This is a genomic window from Methylobacterium sp. Leaf456 (assembly GCF_001425465.1).
GTDB lineage: Bacteria > Pseudomonadota > Alphaproteobacteria > Rhizobiales > Beijerinckiaceae > Methylobacterium.
The window spans coordinates 57567-75989 of sequence record NZ_LMQV01000042.1 but is presented as its reverse complement, the minus strand read 5'-3'; the positions used below and the strand labels follow the sequence as shown (position 1 = coordinate 75989).

The 18423-nt window shown below is 70.1% G+C and carries 15 protein-coding genes; 7 read left to right on the top strand and 8 right to left on the bottom strand.

Annotated features, from left to right (window positions below):
• The first annotated feature begins 153 nt into the window (after positions 1-153).
• From ASG52_RS20395 to ASG52_RS20375, 5 genes are all read left to right on the top strand, one after another.
• Positions 154-504, top strand: coding sequence for a DUF952 domain-containing protein (locus ASG52_RS20395; RefSeq protein ID WP_056247201.1), 351 nt, complete (start codon positions 154-156; stop codon positions 502-504).
• On the top strand, positions 501-1577 hold the full coding sequence (locus ASG52_RS20390; RefSeq protein ID WP_056247200.1) for a quinone-dependent dihydroorotate dehydrogenase: 1077 nt from the start codon (positions 501-503) through the stop codon (positions 1575-1577). The genes ASG52_RS20395 and ASG52_RS20390 overlap by 4 nt, the downstream gene beginning before the upstream one ends.
• A gap of 504 nt (positions 1578-2081) precedes the next feature.
• Positions 2082-4394 (top strand): FdhF/YdeP family oxidoreductase, encoded by a 2313-nt coding sequence (locus ASG52_RS20385; RefSeq protein WP_056247620.1) that lies wholly within the window; start codon positions 2082-2084, stop codon positions 4392-4394.
• The gene (locus tag ASG52_RS20380; RefSeq protein WP_056247198.1) at positions 4391-4693 is read left to right on the top strand and encodes a hypothetical protein; all 303 of its coding nucleotides are present in this window, start codon (positions 4391-4393) and stop codon (positions 4691-4693) included. Before ASG52_RS20385 ends, ASG52_RS20380 begins: the two co-directional genes overlap by 4 nt.
• Before the next feature lie 56 nt (positions 4694-4749).
• Positions 4750-6030 (top strand): MFS transporter, encoded by a 1281-nt coding sequence (locus ASG52_RS20375; RefSeq protein ID WP_056247196.1) that lies wholly within the window; start codon positions 4750-4752, stop codon positions 6028-6030.
• Here the strand turns inward: ASG52_RS20375 and ASG52_RS20370 are convergent.
• The 5 genes from ASG52_RS20370 to tesB all read right to left on the bottom strand — a co-directional run bounded on the left by ASG52_RS20370 (position 6024) and on the right by tesB (position 13507).
• Positions 6024-8645: a DNA translocase FtsK gene (locus tag ASG52_RS20370; RefSeq protein WP_056247194.1), complete on the bottom strand. Its 2622-nt coding sequence runs from the start codon at positions 8643-8645 to the stop codon at positions 6024-6026. The genes ASG52_RS20375 and ASG52_RS20370 overlap by 7 nt on opposite strands.
• 169 nt (positions 8646-8814) lie before the next feature.
• The gene (locus ASG52_RS20365; RefSeq protein ID WP_056247192.1) at positions 8815-10071 is read right to left on the bottom strand and encodes an outer membrane beta-barrel protein; all 1257 of its coding nucleotides are present in this window, start codon (positions 10069-10071) and stop codon (positions 8815-8817) included.
• Positions 10072-10424: 353 nt separating this feature from the next.
• Positions 10425-11927, bottom strand: coding sequence for an ammonium transporter (locus ASG52_RS20360; RefSeq protein WP_056247190.1), 1503 nt, complete (start codon positions 11925-11927; stop codon positions 10425-10427).
• Positions 11928-12009: 82 nt separating this feature from the next.
• Entirely contained in the window at positions 12010-12348 is a 339-nt protein-coding gene (locus ASG52_RS20355) for a P-II family nitrogen regulator (protein ID WP_056247188.1), read from the bottom strand.
• Between the two features lie 298 nt (positions 12349-12646).
• On the bottom strand, positions 12647-13507 hold the full coding sequence (gene tesB / locus ASG52_RS20350; RefSeq protein ID WP_056247186.1) for an acyl-CoA thioesterase II: 861 nt from the start codon (positions 13505-13507) through the stop codon (positions 12647-12649).
• Positions 13508-13612: 105 nt separating this feature from the next.
• On the opposite strand from tesB, the gene ASG52_RS20345 reads away from it, so the two are divergent.
• On the top strand, positions 13613-14878 hold the full coding sequence (locus tag ASG52_RS20345) for an FAD-dependent monooxygenase (protein WP_056247184.1): 1266 nt from the start codon (positions 13613-13615) through the stop codon (positions 14876-14878).
• 116 nt (positions 14879-14994) lie between these two features.
• Here the strand turns inward: ASG52_RS20345 and ppa are convergent, their stop codons facing one another.
• Both ppa and ASG52_RS20335 read right to left on the bottom strand, forming a co-directional pair.
• A complete protein-coding gene (ppa, locus tag ASG52_RS20340) occupies positions 14995-15534 on the bottom strand; it encodes an inorganic diphosphatase (RefSeq protein WP_056247182.1) in 540 nt (179 codons plus the stop codon).
• Between the two features lie 143 nt (positions 15535-15677).
• The gene (locus ASG52_RS20335; protein ID WP_056247179.1) at positions 15678-16184 is read right to left on the bottom strand and encodes a GNAT family N-acetyltransferase; all 507 of its coding nucleotides are present in this window, start codon (positions 16182-16184) and stop codon (positions 15678-15680) included.
• Positions 16185-16479: 295 nt separating this feature from the next.
• On the opposite strand from ASG52_RS20335, the gene ASG52_RS20330 reads away from it, so the two are divergent.
• On the top strand, positions 16480-17205 hold the full coding sequence (locus tag ASG52_RS20330) for a fused DSP-PTPase phosphatase/NAD kinase-like protein (protein WP_056247177.1): 726 nt from the start codon (positions 16480-16482) through the stop codon (positions 17203-17205).
• Positions 17206-17355: 150 nt separating this feature from the next.
• Here ASG52_RS20330 and lpxD read toward each other — a convergent pair whose 3' ends face one another.
• Entirely contained in the window at positions 17356-18414 is a 1059-nt protein-coding gene (gene lpxD / locus ASG52_RS20325; RefSeq protein WP_056247176.1) for a UDP-3-O-(3-hydroxymyristoyl)glucosamine N-acyltransferase, read from the bottom strand.
• Positions 18415-18423 lie beyond the last annotated feature (9 nt).

Sequence of the window (18423 nt, the reverse complement as noted above, 5' to 3'; positions counted from 1 at the left end):
CTAGAACCAGCCGAGATCGAATGCAATCGCGGCCGCAGGAGCCGGGCAGTCTCGCATCACGGGGCTTCCGGGTGAAGGCACGAATCCGCCCGGTTGCGGCTGGAGCCGGCGAGCCCTATCGCTCCCCCGTCCGCAGGAGCGGGAAGGAGCCCCATGCCCCTCGTCTACAAGATCTGCCCGCGCCTCCTCTGGCAGGAGGCGGAGGCGCAAGGGGTGTTTCGCGGGGCGCCGGTCGATCGCGCCGACGGCTTCATCCATTTCTCCACCGCGGATCAGGCCGCCGAGACCGCCGCGCGCCACTTCGCGGCCCAAGGCGATCTGCTGCTGATCGCCGTCGAGACGGACGCCCTCGGCGAGGCGCTTCGCTTCGAGCCGTCCCGCGGCGGCGCGCTGTTCCCCCACCTCTACGGCGAGCTGCCCCTGAGTGCCGTCCGCTCGGTCGCCGAACTGCCGCTCGGCGCGGACGGGCGCCATGTCTTCCCGGAGGAGGTAATCGGTCGATGATCGAGGCGCTGTTCCCCCTCGCGCGGCCGATCCTGCACGGCCTCGACGCCGAGACCGCCCACGACCTCACCCTGCGGGGTCTGAGCCTGCTGCCGCCGCGTAGCCCGGCCCCGGACGACGCCGCGCTCGCGGTCGAGCTGTTCGGCCGCCGCTTCCCCAATCCGGTCGGGCTCGCGGCGGGCTTCGACAAGGGCGCGCGGGTCGCCGACGCGCTGCTCGGCCTCGGCTTCGGCTTCGTCGAGGTCGGCGGCGTGGTGCCGCTGCCCCAGCCCGGCAATCCGCGCCCGCGGGTGTTTCGCCTCACCCGCGACCGGGCGGTGATCAACCGCTTCGGCCTCAACAGCGAGGGCCTCGACGCGGTCGCCGACCGGCTGAAGGCGCGGGCCGGACGGCCGGGGATCGTCGGCGTCAACATCGGCGCCAACAAGGAATCGTCGGATCGGCTGGCCGACTACGTCGCCTGCACCGCGCGGCTCGCCCCCCACGTCGCCTTCCTCACCGTCAACGTCTCGTCGCCCAACACGCCGGGCCTGCGCGACCTTCAGGGCGAAGCCTTTTTGGACGACCTGCTCGCCCGCGTGGTCGCCGCCCGGGACGCCTCCGGGGCGCGCCCGGCCGTGCTCCTCAAGATCGCCCCCGATATATCCCTCGACGGCCTCGACGCCATGACCGGCACGGCTTTGCGCCGCGGCATCGACGGGCTCGTCGTCTCGAACACCACGGTCGCGCGACCCGCCTCGCTCGCCGAGACGGCGCTCGCGGGCGAGACCGGCGGCCTCTCGGGCCGCCCGCTCTTTTCCGCCTCGACCCGCTTGCTCGCCGAAACCTTCCTGCGGGTCGGCGACCGCATCCCGCTGATCGGCGTCGGCGGCATCGACTCGGCCGAGACCACCTGGACCAAGATCCGCGCGGGCGCGCGGTTGGTCCAGCTCTACTCGGCGCTGGTCTACGAGGGACCGGGGCTCGTCGGCACGATCAAGCGCGGGCTGGTCGATCGGCTCCGGGCGGAGGGCTTGAGCAGCCTCGCACCGGCCGTCGGGCGGGATGCCGCCGACATCGCGCGAGGCGTCTGACAGCGGCGCTCCGTCATGACGAGGCGGAGCCGAATCCACGCTGCGGTCTCCAACCCACCCCCTCATCCTGAGGTGCGGAGCGAGGCGGAGCCTCGAAGGAGGGGCTTGGGTGGATGAACCGGTCGAACCGGCTCTCGCGATCCTGCAAGGCACTGCCGACCGCCACGCGACGGTGGGCGCTATCCGCTGAGCCCCTCCGCAGCGTGCGATCAGACTCCGCCATGCCCACCGGCATTTTCTTGCATTGCAGCAAAATACCGAGCCTTTCACAGTCGTTTTCTCAGCTCCACCACCCTGTAGCTATTCGAATTATGAACAATGCATCGCGATAAGGCGGCATAGCCCGCGCCTGAAGCATGCCTCCCCCGGCAATCGCCGCTCATCCACTCGCAAATGCGAGATGGTAATTTGCGAAATCGACACCCGAACTCGCTCCGCCCTGCGGAGCCGAGGCGTCGGATGGGCGAAGCGATTTCTCGTAACAACGCGAAGACCGGGCTCTCGATGGACCGTTCGCAAACCCTGCCCAAGCGCTCCTCCGCCGCGGGCGGCTGGGGGGCTTTGAAGAGCTGCGGCAAGCACCTGCTCGGCAGCCGGGCGCCGCTCTCCGGGGCGCGGGCCCTGCTCTCGGCCAACCAGCCCGACGGGTTCGATTGCCCCGGCTGCGCCTGGGGCGATCCGGCCCACGGCTCCTCGTTCGAATTCTGCGAGAACGGCGTGAAGGCGGTCTCCTGGGAGGCCACCGACAAGCGCGCCGCCCCGCGCTTCTTCGCGCGTCACACCGTCTCGGAACTGCGCGGCTGGACCGACTACGCGCTCGAGAGCGAGGGCCGCCTGACGCATCCAATGCGTTACGACGCGGCCACCGACACCTACCGCCCGGTGGAGTGGACGGAAGCCTTCGCCGAGATCGGCGCGACGTTGCGCAGCCTCGGCAACCCGGACAGGGCCGAGTTCTACACCTCCGGCCGCGCCTCGAACGAGGCGGCCTACCTCTACCAGCTCTTCGCCCGGACCTACGGCACCAACAATTTCCCCGACTGCTCGAACATGTGCCACGAGGCCAGCGGCATCGCGCTCGTCCAGGCCATCGGCATCGGCAAGGGCACGGTGCTGCTCGAAGACTTCGAGAAGGCGGACGCGGTCTTCGTCGTCGGCCAGAATCCCGGCACCAACCATCCGCGCATGCTGGGCGATCTGCGCCGGGCCGCCGAGCGCGGCGCCAGAATCGTCGTGCTCAACCCCGTGCGCGAGCGGGGACTCGAGCGCTTTGCCGACCCGCAGAACAGCGTCGAGATGCTGCGCGGCGCGAGCCGCCCCATCGCCAGCCACTATCTGCAACCGAAGCCCGGCGGCGACATGGCGGCCTTCCGCGGCATCGCCAAGGTGGTGTTCGCCCGCGACGCGGCGGCGCTCAGCGAGGGCAAGCCCTCGCTCCTCGACCACGCCTTCCTCGCGACCCATACCCTGGCGTTCGAGGAGTACCGCGCCGCGGTCGAGGCGACGGAATGGGTGGCGATCCTCGACCAGTCGGGGCTGCCGCGTGAAGAAATCGAGGCGGCGGCCGAGGTCTATCTCGGGGCGGACAAGGTCATCGCCACCTGGGCGATGGGCGTGACCCAGCACCGCCACTCGGTGGCGACGATCCGCGAGATCACCAACGTGCTGCTCCTGCGCGGCCATGTCGGGCGGCCCGGCACCGGCCTGTGCCCCGTGCGCGGCCATTCCAACGTGCAGGGCGACCGCACGGTCGGCATCAACGAGAAGCCGCCGACGGCCCTGCTCGAAGCCCTGGAGCGCGAGTTCGGGCTCGGGATGCCGCGCAAGCACGGCCACAACGTCCTCGGCGCCATCGGCGCGATGCTCGACGGCTCGTCGAAGGCCTTCATCGGTCTCGGCGGCAATTTTCTACGCGCCACGCCCGACACGCCGCTGGTCGCCAAGGCGCTGGCCGGCTGCGAACTCACCGTCCACATCGCGACGAAGCTCAACCACTCCCACCTCGTGCCCGGCCGCGTCTCCTACGTGCTGCCCTGCCTCGGCCGCACCGAGGTCGATCGCAACAGCCGGGGCAAGGTCCAGATCGTGACCGTCGAGGACTCGATGAGCATGGTCCACGGTTCGGGGGGCATCAACAAGCCGGCCTCCCCGCATCTGCGCTCCGAGGTCGCCATCATCGCCGGCATGGCCGCGGCGACCGTGGGCTCCGAACGGATCGACTGGGAAAACCTCGCCGACGACCACGACCGCATCCGCGACCTGATCGAGCGCACGATCCCCGGCTTCTCGGGCTTCAACACTCGTGTGCGAAAACCCCGCGGCTTCATGCTGCGCAACCTCGCCTCCGAGCGCGTGTTCGAGACGGCGACGGGGCGCGCCAACTTCTCCAGCGGGCCGCTGCCGGTGGCGACCGAGCACCAGCGCGCGAGCGTCCTCGGCGAGACCTTCGTGCTCCAGACGTTCCGCAGCCACGACCAGTACAACACCACCGTCTACGGCCTGGATGATCGCTACCGCGGCGTCTACGGCGAGCGCCGGGTCGTCTTCGCCCATCCGGACGATCTCGCCGCGCTAAAGGACCGGTTCGGCGAGCGGGTCGATCTCGTCGGCGTCGGCACGGATGACGGCGTCACGCGGCGGGCGGAGGATTTCCGCCTCGTGCCCTTCGACATGCCGCGCGGATCGCTCGCCGGCTACTATCCGGAACTCAACGTGCTTGTGCCGCTCTCGGCCTTCGGCGAGTTCTCGGACACGCCGACCTCGAAATCGGTGCTGGTGCAGGTCCGCGCCCGCGCCGCCGCCGCGAAGGCCGCATGAGCGAGCCGCCCGCCGACGCCGAGACCTTCCTGGCGACGACCGACACCATCGCGGCGCTTCGCCCCGAACTGAGCCTGCTGGAATCCGGCATCCTCGCCGGGCTCCATCTCGGGCTCGCCGACGACAGCCGCAGCTTCGCCCGCGTCTTCGGCGTCGAGCACGCCCTGGTGCTGCGGGCGGTGGAGACGCTGGCCGGCGAGGCGCTGGTGAGCGTGACCGCGCGCGACGCCCGGACCCAGCGCACCCGCTACGCCGCGAGCGAGGTCGGGCGCAGCGTGCTGGCGGTGCTCGCCGCTTAAAGCCCATTGCGGCGCGGGCGGGCCGCCGCCACCCTGTGCGGGTGGAGAGCGCCCGAATGTCGTCCCGTGAAGCGCCCGATGATCCTCGGCGCGCACCCAGCCTGCTGACCCGGCGCGGGCGCATCGGGCTGTTCACCGGCCTCTACCTCTACCAGGGCACGGTCGCGGGCTTCGCGACGCTGGCGCTCGCCAACCATCTCGCCGCGAACGGCCACGGCGCGGGCGCGGTCGGCTCGCTGCTGGCGCTCATCGGCCTGCCCTGGGTGTTGCAGCCGCTGCTGTGGGGGCCGCTGCTCGACCGGGCCGCGCCGCATCCGATGGGGGCGCACCGCGTCTGGCTCGTCCGCGGGCTGTTCGGCGGCCAGATCGCGCTCTGCCTGCTGCCGCTCCTTGGGGCGTGGCCGGACCCGACGGCGCTCGGCACGGTCCTCCTCCTCCACAGCCTCTGCGCTTCGCTCGCCGACACGGCGACCGACCGGATGATCGTGGCCAACGTGCCGGAGGGCGAACTCGGCCGCGTCAGCGCCTGCACCCGCGCCGGCTTCGTCACGGGCTCGGCCCTCGGCGCGGCGCTGTTCGGCTGGCTGCTGCCGGAGTTCGGCATCCCCGTCGCCGCCGTCCTGCTGCTGGCCCTCACCACCGCCCTCGTGCTCGCCACCGCCCTCGTGCGCGAGCGGCCGAGCGACGCCCTGCTACGAGTCGGGCCGCCCCCGCGCTTGATGGTCTCCGAAGCGCCCCGCGCGTTGGCCGCGCATGGGCGGGGCGTCGTGCAAGTCTTCGCCGCCTTCCGCCATCGCGAGGCGCTTCTGCTGCTGGCTTTGTGCTTCGGGATCGATTTCGCGCTGGCGCTCTTTCAAGTCCCCTTCGCGGTGGCAATGGTGCGCGACCACGGCTGGGAGGCCGGGGCGCTCTCGCAATTGCAGGCGCTGCTGGCGTTCCTCGGGGGCACCCTCGGGGCCGGGCTCGTCGGATTCGCCGTCGATCGGATCGGGCCCTCACCGGCTCTGCGACGGCTGTGCCTCGCCTGCGCCGCGGCCTTCGCCGTCATCGCGCTCTTGGTCGTCGGCGGGTTCGAGGCGCGGGGCGGGCCGCTCATCCTCGGGCTGGCGAGCGTGGTGCCGGCGCTCCTCTACGTCGCGCTCCAGCCGACCGTGGTGCTGGCGAGCCGGACGCAGGGCGTGTCGGCGACGCAGTTCCAGATCTTCATGGCGGCGATGAACCTCGGCGACGTCGCCGGCGCCTCGCTCGCGGGTGCCGCCGAGCGCTGGGCCTCCCCCGCGGCGACGGCCTGCGGGGTGGCCCTCGTGTTCGGGCTGGCGTCGATGCGGCGTCAGTAATCCTGCGCTTCCGGCTCGACCAGGATCTCGCGCTTGCCCGCGTGGTTGGCGGGGCCGACGAGGCCTTCGGTCTCCATCCGCTCCATCAGCGAGGCGGCACGGTTGTAGCCGATCTGGAGGCGACGCTGGATGTAGGAGGTCGAGGCCTTCTTGTCCCGCATCACCACCGCGACCGCCTGCTCGTAGAGATCGCCGCCCTCGGAGCCGCCGAACTGGCCGGCATCGAAGACCGGGCCGTCCGAGGCCGCAGCGGACGCCGCCTCGGCCTCGTCCGCCGTGACGGCCTCCAGATAGGAGGGCCGGCCCTGGCGCTTGAGGTGGGCGACCACGCTCTCGACTTCCGAATCCGAGCAGAACGGCCCGTGGACGCGCGTCGTGCGCCCGCCGCCGGCCATGAACAGCATGTCGCCCTGGCCCAGCAGCTGCTCGGCGCCCATCTCGCCGAGAATCGTGCGTGAATCGATCTTCGAGGTGACCTGAAAGCTCATCCGAGTCGGGAAGTTGGCCTTGATCGTGCCGGTGATGACATCGACCGAGGGACGCTGCGTCGCCATGATCAGGTGGATGCCCGCCGCGCGGGCCATCTGGGCGAGCCGCTGGATCGCCCCCTCGATGTCCTTGCCGGCCACCATCATCAGGTCGGCCATCTCGTCGACCACGATGACGATGTAGGGCAGCGGATTGAGGTCCATGACCTCGTCCTCGTAGACCGCCTCGCCGGTCGAGCGGTCGAAGCCGGTCTGGACCGTGCGGGTCAGGGTCTCGCCGCGGGTGCGGGCTTCCTCCAGGCGCGCATTGAAGCCGTCGATGTTGCGCACACCGACCTTGGACATCTTCTTGTAGCGCTCCTCCATCTCGCGCACGGCCCACTTCAGGGCGATGACCGCCTTTTTCGGATCGGTGACGACCGGCGACAGGAGGTGTGGAATGCCGTCGTAGACCGACAGTTCCAGCATCTTGGGATCGACCATGATCAGGCGGCACTCTTCCGGCTTCAGCCGGTAGAGCAGCGACAGGATCATCGTGTTGATGGCGACCGACTTGCCGGAACCCGTCGTGCCGGCCACCAGCAGGTGCGGCATGCGAGCGAGGTCGGCGATGATCGGCTCGCCGCCGATGTTCTTGCCCAGGCACAGCGCGAGCTTGTGCTTGGTCTCGGCGAAATCTGCGGAGGCGAGGAGTTCGCGCAAAAAGACCGTCTCGCGCTTCATGTTCGGCAGCTCGATGCCGATGGCGTTGCGGCCCGGCACCACGGCGACGCGGGCCGAGACGGCGGCCATTGAGCGGGCGATGTCGTCGGCGAGGGCGATCACGCGGCTCGACTTGGTGCCGGGTGCCGGCTCCAGCTCGTAGAGGGTGACGACCGGGCCGGGGCGCACGGCCAGGATGTCGCCGCGGACGCCGAAATCCTGCAGCGTCGCCTCCAGCATGGTGGCGTTCTGCTCCAGCGCCTCGGCCGAGACCTCGGAGCCGGGTGCGGCCTCGCGCGGGCGGGCCAGGAGTTCGAGGGCCGGGTGCTGGTAGGCGCCGGGCTCGGGGCGGAATTCGGGGGCCGGACGGGGCCGGGCCGGCTGCGGCTGGGGCGCGGGCCGCGACACGCGCGAGGCCGGGGCCTCCGTTTCCGGCGCCTCGTCGTCCTCGAGGATGGCGGCCGGGCGCGGCGGCGCGGCGGGGCGGGCGGGGGCTGCGGTGGGGGGCGCCTCGTCCGCGTCGGTCTCCTCGTTCTCGAAAACCGGCTCGCGGCGGGCGGCGGTGGCGCGCGCCGGGGTGTGGGCCGTCCAGGGGGCCTCCTCGTCCTCGAAGGCGCGGCGGGCGGCGAGCGCGGGCGAGGCGCCGGCATAGGCGAGCCCGTCGCGGGCGTCGGCCGGCGCCTTCCAGGCCTCGACCCGGTCGCGCAGCGACGCGCGGCCGCGCATCACCGCATGGGCGAGCGCACCCAGCGAGAGGATGCCGAGGCTCGGCTCGTCGGTGTCGTGCCGCTCCTCGTAGGCGCGGGAGGGCACGCGGGGCGCCGGGCGGGCGGGGGCGTAGGCGACCTCCTCCTCGTCCTCCGGGGCCGGCTTGGCGGTGCGGCAGGCGGCGGTGAGGCTCAGGATCGCGACCGCGGCGAAGGCGAAGCCGGCGAACGCCGCGAACGGGCCGATCAGCCGCCTTGTGCCGGCGAGCAGGGCATCGCCCGCCACACCGCCGAGGCCGGTCGGCAGCGGCCAGCGGGCGGTCGGCGGCAGGGCGCTCGCCACCGCGCTGACGCAGAGTACGCCGAGGATCCACAGGACGAGGCGCACGCCGCCATGCGGCAGGTCACGCTCGCGCATCAGCCGCATGCCCCACAAAGCGGGCGGCAGGGCGAGCGCGATCGAGCCGAGGCCGAGGAGCTGCATCGCGAGGTCGGCGACCACCGCGCCCGCGCGCCCGAGCACGTTGTGGGCCCGGTGGTCGGTGGCGTGGTTGAGGCTCGGATCGTCGATCGACCACGTCGCGAGCGCGACGATGAGGGCGATGGCGCCGGCAAACAGGATGAGCCCGCCGCACTCCGTCAGCCGCTTGGCCAGGAACGGCCGCAGGCTGTCGACGAACGTATCGTAGGGCGACGCGGAGCGGCGAAGGGAACGCATGCGAACAACCGGACCAATGGCAACGGTACGGTAAGGCTAACGCGACCCCGTTAACGGCGGGCTAAGCAAACGCCTCCGGAAACGAAAGAAGCCCCGGAGACCATCCGGGGCTTCGATCTTGTGGCCGTCTCCCGCGCCTTGCGGACGCGAGAGGCGAACTCGGCTTCCCTTAGAAGGTGAAGCCGGTCTCGAGCAGGTAGCGCTCCTGCGACTTCTTGAGCCCGTCGCGGCCGAAGCCGAAGCCGGCGGTCACGTCGTAGGCCTGCACCGTCGCGAACTCGCCGCGGATGAAGTAGCGATCCCAGGTGAAGGTCGGGGTGATGGTGAACGACAGGGCCGAGCTGCCCGGGCCGTAGAGCACGCTGGTGGCGCTGTTCACGTCGCCGACCCGGCCGCTCTGGGTGATGTACTCGACGCGGCCCGCCAGACCGAAATTCTCGGTGAAGGAGTAGCCGGCGAGGAAGGCGGCACCGAACGTCTCGGCACCGATGATCGGGCTGAAGTAGTTCGGCTTGGCGTCGACGTTGGTGTACTGGATGTACGGCGCGATGATCCACGGGCCGTTGGCGTAGGTGTAGTTGGCGCTGACGATGCTGCTGTTCTGCAGCGGGTTGATCGTCGCGAACTGGAACCGCAGGCTGCGGGTCGAGGCGTCGAAGTCGGAGAAGTGGGTGCCGCCGTTGACGCCAATGGTGTTGTAGTCGTCGAGCTTGTAGGTGACCAAGCCGGTGACCCAGTTCAGCTCACCCGAGTAGAACCCGTCGGTGACCGCGAGCGAGGCCGAGAGCGGGCCGCTCGAATAGTTCACCTGGACGCCCTGGTTGATGAAGTTCTCCTGGTTGAACAGCAGGCCGCGGCTGATGTTCAGGTTCTGGTAGGAGAACAGCAGCTCGGAGCCGATGTTGGTGAACATCCGGCCAGCCTGGACCGACCACTCGTCGGTGATCTGCCACTTGCCGAACGCGACCGGGACCGGGCCGAACAGCAGGTCCGTCTGGTCGAGCGAGCTGAACAGCGGCAGGCCGAGCGCCGGGATCGAGTAGAGGCCGGTATGCACGTAGAACTGCAGCGGACCGTCGGCCTTCTGGATCCAGCCCTGGAGGTTGGTGAAGTCGACGCGGGCGTAGCGGTCGTCGGGCAGGCCGAACGGCGCCGACAGGCCGGTGTTGAACGCGTTGGTCTGCGCGTAGGCGAAGCCCGTGACCGCGCCGCCGACATAGATGTCGCCGAAGCCGGTGGTGAAGCAGGCCGGGTTCGGGTTGGCCTTGATCAGGCCGGCGAAGGCCGGAGTCGTGATCGCGGCCTTGCAGTGCTCGACGGCGATCACCGGCGGCACCTTCGCCGGAAGGTCGGCGGCCAGGGTCGGGCCGGCGGTGAAGGCGGCCAGTGCGGCCACGGAGGCCTTCAGCGTCAGTCGGATGGTCATCGAGCTCTGCCCCGGTTGTTTGATACGGCCAAGGTGCAGGAGAGGCCGGTGCATCGCAAAAGGAAGCTTTGGGCAATTGCCTAAAACGTAGGCAAATACGGCCGAGCTTCGGCGATGCCATGGAACTGTTGCCGAAGGAACACATCTGTGACAGCCGCCGGAACAACAGTCAGGGCGAGGTCGTGCCCAATCCAACCGAGACCTCATGCCCGCCGGACCGAGTTCTCCGTCCTCCATCGAACCGGCAAGATGCATCGCGAATCACGAAGGGCCCCGACGCATCGCGCCGGGGCCCTCCAGGGATCGTTGGCGGCCCCGCCCCGGACGCGAGGTCCGGGGCGGGGTTCGCAGGATCAGTAGTTGTAGGCGCGCTCGCCGTGATCGGCGATGTCGAGACCCTCGCGCTCCTCTTCCTGCGTGACGCGCAGGCCGATCGTCAGGTCAACGAGCTTGTAGAGGATCGCCGAGCCGAGGCCCGACCACAGGATGGTGAAGCCGACCGCCTTCGCCTGGGTGATGAGCTGGGCGGTCATGTCGTAGGCACCGAGCACCAGCTCGCCGGGCTTCGTGGTGTAGTCCGGGATGCCGGCGCCGCCGAGATCGGGCGAGACCAGGATGCCGGTGGCGAGCGCACCGAGGATGCCGCCGACGCAGTGGACGCCGAACACGTCGAGGGAGTCGTCGTAGCCGATGGCGTTCTTGACGGTCGAGCACATCACGAAGCAGGCACCGCCCGCGACGAAGCCGAGCACGATCGAGCCCATCGGGCCGGCGAAGCCCGCGGCCGGCGTCACGGCGACGAGGCCGGCGATGGCGCCCGAGAGCATGCCGAGCAGCGACGGCTTGCCCTTGGCGGCCCATTCCACGAACAGCCAGGACACGGCCGCGGCGGCGGTGGCCACGAAGGTGTTGATCATGGCGAGCGTGGTGGTGCCGTTGGCCTCGAGGTTCGAGCCGGCGTTGAAGCCGAACCAGCCCACCCACAGCAGCGAGGCGCCGATCGTGGTCATGGTCAGCGAGTGCGGGGCGAGCAGGTCGCGGCCGTAGCCGATGCGCTTGCCGAGCATCAGGCAGCCGACGAGGCCGGCGATGCCCGCGTTGATGTGCACGACGGTGCCGCCGGCGAAGTCGAGGGCGCCCCACTTGAACAGCAGGCCGGCGTCGGCGAGCGTCGCGTCGTACTCGGCCTGGGCGGCGGCGTTGGCGGCGCCACCGGCTTCGGCGAGCTTCTTCGCGGCCTCGGCGAACACGTCCGGACCGCCCCAGTACCAGACCATGTGGGCCATCGGGAAGTAGATCAGCGTGACCCACAGGATGGAGAACACGATCAGCGCGGAGAACTTCATCCGCTCGGCGAACGCGCCGACGATGAGGCCGGGGGTGATCATCGCGAACGTCATCTGGAAGCAGATGTAGACGTATTCGGGGATCACGACGCCGTTGGAGAAGGTCGCGGCCACCGAGTTGGCGTCGACGCCCTTGAGGAAGGCCTTGCCGAAGCCGCCGATGAAGTCGTTGAGGCCGCCGCCGTTGGTGAAGGCGAGGCTGTAGCCGTAGGCGACCCACAAGAGGCAGACGATCGAGGCGATGGCGAAGACCTGGGTCAGCACCGAGAGCATGTTCTTGGTGCGGACGAGGCCGCCGTAGAACAGCGCGAGGCCCGGCACGGTCATCATCAGGACGAGGACCGACGAGAGCAGCATCCAGGCGGTGTCGCCCTTGTTCGGGACCGGCGCGGCGGCGGCGGCGGCCGGCGCGGCCTCGGGAGCGGGCGTCTGGGCCAGCGACGGCTCGACGAGGAGGAGGCCGAAGGCGGCCCCTCCCAGACCGAGCGCGAGAAGGGTACGAAGTTTCATGGGACGGAAAGCTCCTGATCGCGTTCTGCGAGAGCGTTGCGAGAGGTGACCGGGCAGCCGGACGGGCCGCCGAAGCGGGGCGTCAGAGGGCGTCGACGTCGGTCTCGCCGGTGCGGATGCGGACCGCCTTCTCCAGCGGCATGACGAAGATCTTTCCGTCGCCGATCTGGCCGGTGCGGGCGGCGCCCGCGATGGCGTCGATGACGCTGGTGACGAGGTCGGCGGCCACCGCCACCTCGATCTTCAGCTTGGGCAGGAAGCTCACGGCGTATTCGGCGCCGCGGTAGATCTCGGTGTGACCCTTCTGGCGGCCGTAGCCCTTGACCTCGGTCACGGTCAGGCCGTGGACCCCGATGCCGGTCAGGGCGTCGCGGACCTCCTCCAACTTGAACGGCTTGATGATCGCCATCACGATTTTCATGGGCGGCGCCCCCTGATTGTTCATTCATGCCGGCCGCGCACCGGCCGAGACCCAACGGCTCGCAGATGTCGGAAGACCCTGCGATCGGGCGCCCTCATTCAAGGACCATGCCAAGCGGAACCATTTTGGAGTTCGTGTTTCTGCCCAAGGGGTAAGCGCAAGGCGCGCGCAGGGCAGGCAGAGCCAGAGCACGCATTGCTCACAAATTATGCAAATAGATGGTCGATGCGGCAGTTTTGAATGCGGATTGCGCGGCCAAGCTTCTTCCGACTTTGAAACGCCTCCAAGATGGGCGTTTTCAGCGGCGTTGGCGGATCAGGCCTTCCTGGGCGACGGAGGCGATCAGATGTCCGGCCTCGTCGTGCAGGGTGCCGCGGGCGAATCCGCGGGCCCCGGACGCACTAGGCGCGTCCTGCGAATAGAGCAGCCACGCATCGGCCCGGAACGGGCGGTGGAACCACAGGGCGTGGTCGAGGCTCGCCGACTGGATGTCGGAATCGAACACGGTGCGGCCGTGCGGGATCAGCGTGGCGTCGAGCAGCGTCATGTCCGAGGCATAGGCGAGCACGGCGCGGTGCAGCGCCGGATCGTCCGGTAGTGGCTTCGTCGTGCGCATCCAGACATGGTAGCGCCCCGGCCGCGGGGTGCGGTCGCGGTAGCGGTCGGTCTCGACCGGGCGCAGCTCGATCGGCCAGCTTTGGGTGAAGTAGGCCAGCATCGGCGCCGGCACGATGCTGCCCTCCGCATGCGCGAGCGTCCGGGCGTCGGCGAGCGCATCGGGGCCCGGCACGTCCGGCCGCTCGGCGGCGTGCTCGAAGCCGGCCTCCGCCTCATGGAACGAGACTGACATGGCGAAGATCGCCCGGCCCTTCTGGATCGCCTTGACGCGGCGCGTGGTGAAGCTGCCGCCGTCGCGGATGCGCTCGACCTCGTAGACGATCGGCACCGCCGGATCGCCGCCGAGCAGGAAGTAGGCGTGCATGGAGTGCGGCACCCGCGCCGACATCACCGTGCGCGAGGCGGCCACGAGGCTCTGCGCCACCACCTGCCCGCCAAACACCCGCGGCCAGCCGATCGGCGGCGAGATCCCGCGAAACAGGTCGGTCTCCAGGCGCTCCAGGTCGAGGATCGCGAGGAGTCCGTCGACGGGATCGGGCATGGAAAAATCCGGAGCGGTGACGAGGAGGGGCCGCGGCGCGGCTATCACTCGACGCGGGCGCCCGGCAAGGGCATGGGAGAGCTGTATCGCTTAGGGGAGAGGCCGATGGGCGAGATGGGTCGCCGTTCCGGGAGCCGCAGCCTGCTCGTGGCGGGGGCGGGCCTGCCCGGCCTAACGCTCGCGGTGGCGCTGAAGCGGGCGCACGGCCCGGCCCTCGACTTGGCAGTCTGTGATCCCGGCCTGCCCGCGGGCGCGAGCCGCCATCGCGGGCGCGCCTACGCCGTGGCCGCGGGGCCGCGGCGGATGCTGGAGCGGCTGGGGCTGTGGGAGGCCATCGCGCCCGCGGCCGAGCCGATGCGCCGCCTGGTCATCAGCGACAGCCGGGTCGGTGACCCGGTGCGGCCGGTCTTCCTCACCTTCGGCGACGATGCGACCGAGACGGCCGACGGCGAGCCCTTCGCCCACATGGTCGAGGCCGAGCCGATGGCCGCAGCCCTTCTCGACGCCGCCCGCGAAGCAGGGGTGCGGCTGGTGCCGCAGGGCGTGCGAGCGGCTGTGCCGGAGGCCGGCGGCATCCGCGCCGCGTTCGGCGACGGCAACTCCGAAAAAGTCGCGCTGGTGGTGGCCGCGGACGGCGCCCGCTCAAGCCTCCGGGAAGCGGCCGGGATCGGTTGGGTCGGCTGGTCCTATCCGCAATCGGGCATCGTCGCGACGGTGCAACACGAACGCGACCACGAGGGCCGGGCCTTCGAGCACTTCCTGCCGAGCGGCCCCTTTGCGATCCTGCCGCTGAGGGCCGGTGGCGACCTCGGCCACCGCTCCTCGATCGTCTGGACCGAGCGCAGCGCCGACGTGCCGGCGCTGCTGGGCGGGGATGAAGCCGAGACGCTGGCGGAGATCGAGCGGCGGTTCGGGGCGGAACTCGGCCGGCTCGCCCTGGAGCACGGCCCCTCGGCGCATCCGCTGGCCTTCGGCATCGCCCGCAGCTTCCGGGGGAAGCGCCTTGCGCTGCTGGGGGACGCCGCCCACGTGATCCATCCGGTCGCGGGCCAGGGGCTCAACCTTGGGCTCGCCGGGGCAGCGGCCCTGGCGGAGGCCGTGACGGAAGCGCTGCGGCTTGGGCTCGATCCGGGCAGCGACGACGTGCTGAAGGTCTACGAGCGGGCGCGCCGGTTCGATACGGTGGCGATGGCCGCCGCCACCGACGGGCTCAACCGGCTGTTCTCGAACGACAGCCTGCCCCTGCGCCTCACCCGCGACCTCGGCCTCGGCCTTGTCGATCGCCTGCCGGGCCTCAAGGACTTCTTCATCGGCCAAGCCGCGGGCCGGCGAGCCCAAGGCCCCCGCCTGCTCCGCGGCGAAGCATTGTAAAAGTCCGAGTTCCCAAAGGGATCATCCCTTTGGTGGGGTGCCGGGGCAAAGCCCCGGCGTCTTCCCAGGGCTCTGCCCTGGACCCGCGAAAGGACTTGTCCTTTCGAAACCTGGACTCACTTGGCCTTGTTGGCCTTCTCGCGCTCGATGCCCTCGAGGATGAGGCGGTGGGCCTCCTCCTTGTCGCCCCAGCGGACGACCTTGACCCACTTGCCCGGCTCCAGATCCTTGTAGTGCTCGAAGAAGTGCTGGATCTGGTGCAGCGTGATGTCGGGCAGGTCGGTGTAGTTCTCGATCCGGTCGTAGCGCTTGGTCAGGTGGCGCGAGGGGACGGCGATGATCTTCTCGTCCTCGCCGGCATTGTCCTCCATCACCAGCACGCCGACGGGGCGCACGCTGATGATCGCGCCCGGCGCGATGGCGCGGGTGTTGGCCACCAGCACGTCGCACGGGTCGCCGTCGCCCGACAGGGTGTGCGGGATGAAGCCGTAATTGCCCGGGTAATGCATCGCCGTATACAGGAAGCGATCGACGACGAGGGCGCCGGCCTCCTTGTCCATCTCGTACTTGATCGGCTCGCCGCCGATCGGAACCTCGACGATCACGTTGACGTCGTGCGGCGGGGTCTTGCCGATCGAGATGGCGTTGATGTCCATGGCGTCTGCTTTCTTGATGCCGGCCGCGTCGGCCCGACCGTGTCGGAGTGCGGCAACCGTTCGCTGTCTTAGGGCGCGCGCGCGCGAAAGAAAATCGGCCTATCGGACAGGAACCCCCGAGTGTTGCCGCCGCACCAGAGCTTTCAGGTGAAGAGATAGGCGGTCTTCGGCAGGCTGAAGCCCGAGACTCGCTCGAACCCCTCAGGCCCCGGCACGCCGCCGAGCCGCTCGTAGAAGGCGCAGGCGCGGGAATTGTCCGCCAGCGCCCAGACGCCGATGCGGGTCAGCCCGCGGTCGATCAGGTCGTTGCGCACTGCCCGGAACAGGCGCGTGCCGAAGCCGAGCCCCTGAAACTCGGGGGCGATATAGAGTTCGTCGATCTCGCCCTCGGCCCGCATCGTCCGCTCGCGCGCCCGGCCGTAGGCGGCGTAGCCCGCGATCCGCTCGCCGAACTCGACCACCGCGAGCCCGCGCCCGCCGCCGATCATCGCCCGCCACGCCGTGCCGCCGCGCCGCGCCAGAAACCGCTCCAGGGCGACCCCTGGAATCACCCCCTGATAGGCCTCGCGCCAGGACGCGTCGAACACCCCCGCGAGACCGGCCGCGTCCGCGGGGCGGGCTCGACGGATGCTCACGGTGTTCGTCGCCATGGCCGGCTCCGCTGTGGGAATTACCCGGTATGATGCCGGCAAAGGCCGTGGTTCGGCAACGGGGTAAGGGGTTCGGAGAACCCGGCCATCGTCCGAAAGCGCGACAGCGGTTTCGCGGCGCGAAGAGCGCCGCGCGCAGCGGGCCTCGGCTCTGCCGAGGCGTCGAGCGGAGCGAAAGCCTCAGCCCGCGGAGGCGGGTGCCGGCGACTGAGGCCAAAAGGTCGGAACCCATACGCGTTGTCGCCTGAATCCTGGGCTGTTAGAGGGACAATCCCTCCGGCCAGCCCCGCGTCCCGTGTTCAACCGCTTCCTTCCCCCCGAGACGCGCTACGCGCGGCGCATGGCGCGCATCGCGAAGTTCGAGAAGCCGATCGCCGGGCCGGTCTCGCGCGCCAAGGCGTGGGCCAACATGCTGCTCGTCGATCACGGCGTGTTCCGGCTGGCCTATCTCAACCGGCACCGCATCGGCACCGGCCTCGTCTGGCGCTCGGCCCAGCCGACCCCTCACCAGCTCGCGTGGTTCAAGCGCCAGGGCGTGCGTACCGTGGTGTCGCTGCGCGGCGGGCGCGAGCACGGCTCCTGGCCTCTGCAGCGGGAGGCCTGCGAGCGGCAGGGCCTGCGGCTGGTCGAGTTCGTGCTGCGCTCCCGCGAGGCGCCCTCGCGCGAGACTCTGATGGCCGCCAAGGCCTTCTTCGCCGGCATCGAGTACCCGGCGGTGATGCACTGCAAGTCCGGCGCGGACCGGGCCGGGCTCGCCGCCGCCCTGTTCCTGATCCTGCACGAGGATCGCCCGGTGCGGGAGGCCCTGCGCCAGCTCTCGCCGCGCTACGGCCATTTCCGCTTCGCCAAGACCGGCATCCTCGACGCGTTCTTCGCCGCCTATCTCCGCGAGGGCGAGCCGCAGGGCCAGAGCTTTTCGGACTGGGTCGAGCACAGCTACGACCCCGAGGCGCTGAAGCGGGATTTTCGCGCGGGGTTCTGGTCCGATCTCGTCGTCGATCGGCTGCTCAGGCGCGAATAGAGCATCGGCCCGAAAAGTGGCGGCCGGTTTTCGGAAAGAGCCGATGCGGCACAAAGACATAGCGAATTGTGCTGGATGAGCATCCAGAACAATTCGCTATGCAGGGCGCTGCCCCTGTACCCCGCCGAAGGACTTGTCCTTCGGGAACCCCTAGTTTTCGTCTTTGGAATCGCTGCCGGAGCGTTCGGCCAGCCGAGCCAGCGTCGTCAGTTCGCGGAACCAGGCCCGCACGGGCTTGGCCGGCGTGCCGCCCCAGCGCGAGCCCGGCGGCACGTCGCGGTTGACGTTGGAAGAGCCGGCGATCTGCGAGCCCATGCCGATGCGCAGGTGGCCGACGACGCCGACCTGCCCGCCCAGCACGACGTAATCCTCCAACGTGGTCGAGCCGGAGATGCCGACGCCCGACACGATCACACAGTGGCGACCGATGACCACATTGTGGGCGATCTGCACGAGGTTGTCGATCTTGGTCCCCTCCCCGATCACCGTGTCGCGCGAGGCGCCCCGGTCGATCGTGGTGTTGGCACCGATCTCGACATCGTCCTGAACGATCACCCGGCCGATCTGCGGTACCTTGAGATGGCCGCCCGGCCCCATGGCGAAGCCGAAGCCGTCCTGGCCGATGCGCGCGCCGGGATGGACGATGACGCGGTTGCCCACCAGCGCGTGGGTCAGCGTGCTGCCGGCCCCGATCGAGCAGTCGCGCCCGATCCTGACGTTCGGGCCGATCACCGCGTTGGGGCCGATCACCGAGCCCGAGCCGATCTCGGCACCGGGCCCGACCACCGCGCCGGGATCGATCCGGACATCGTCCTCGAGACGCGCCTGCGGATGGACGTGGGCGCCGGGCGAGACGCCGTCCGCGGCGAACAGCGAGCGCGGCCGCATCGCCTCGCCGTAGAGGCGCGCGAGCAGGCCGGCATAGGCGCGGTAGGGATCGCGCAGCACGAGCGCCACGGTGCCCTCGGGCACGCGGGCGGAAAAGCGCGGCGAGACGAGGCAGGCGAGCGCCTTGGTCGCGGAGAGCGCCTCGCCGTAGCGGGCGTTGTCCATGTAGGCGATCTCGGACGGTCCCGCCGATTCGAGCGGAGCCGCCCCGGTGACGGGACGGGCCGGGTCGGCGCCCTCGGGCAGGGAAACGCCGCAAGCCTCGGCGACGGCGCCGAGGCTCAGGCCGCCTTTCGGCGTGATGAAGAGCGTGTCTGACATGAGACGACA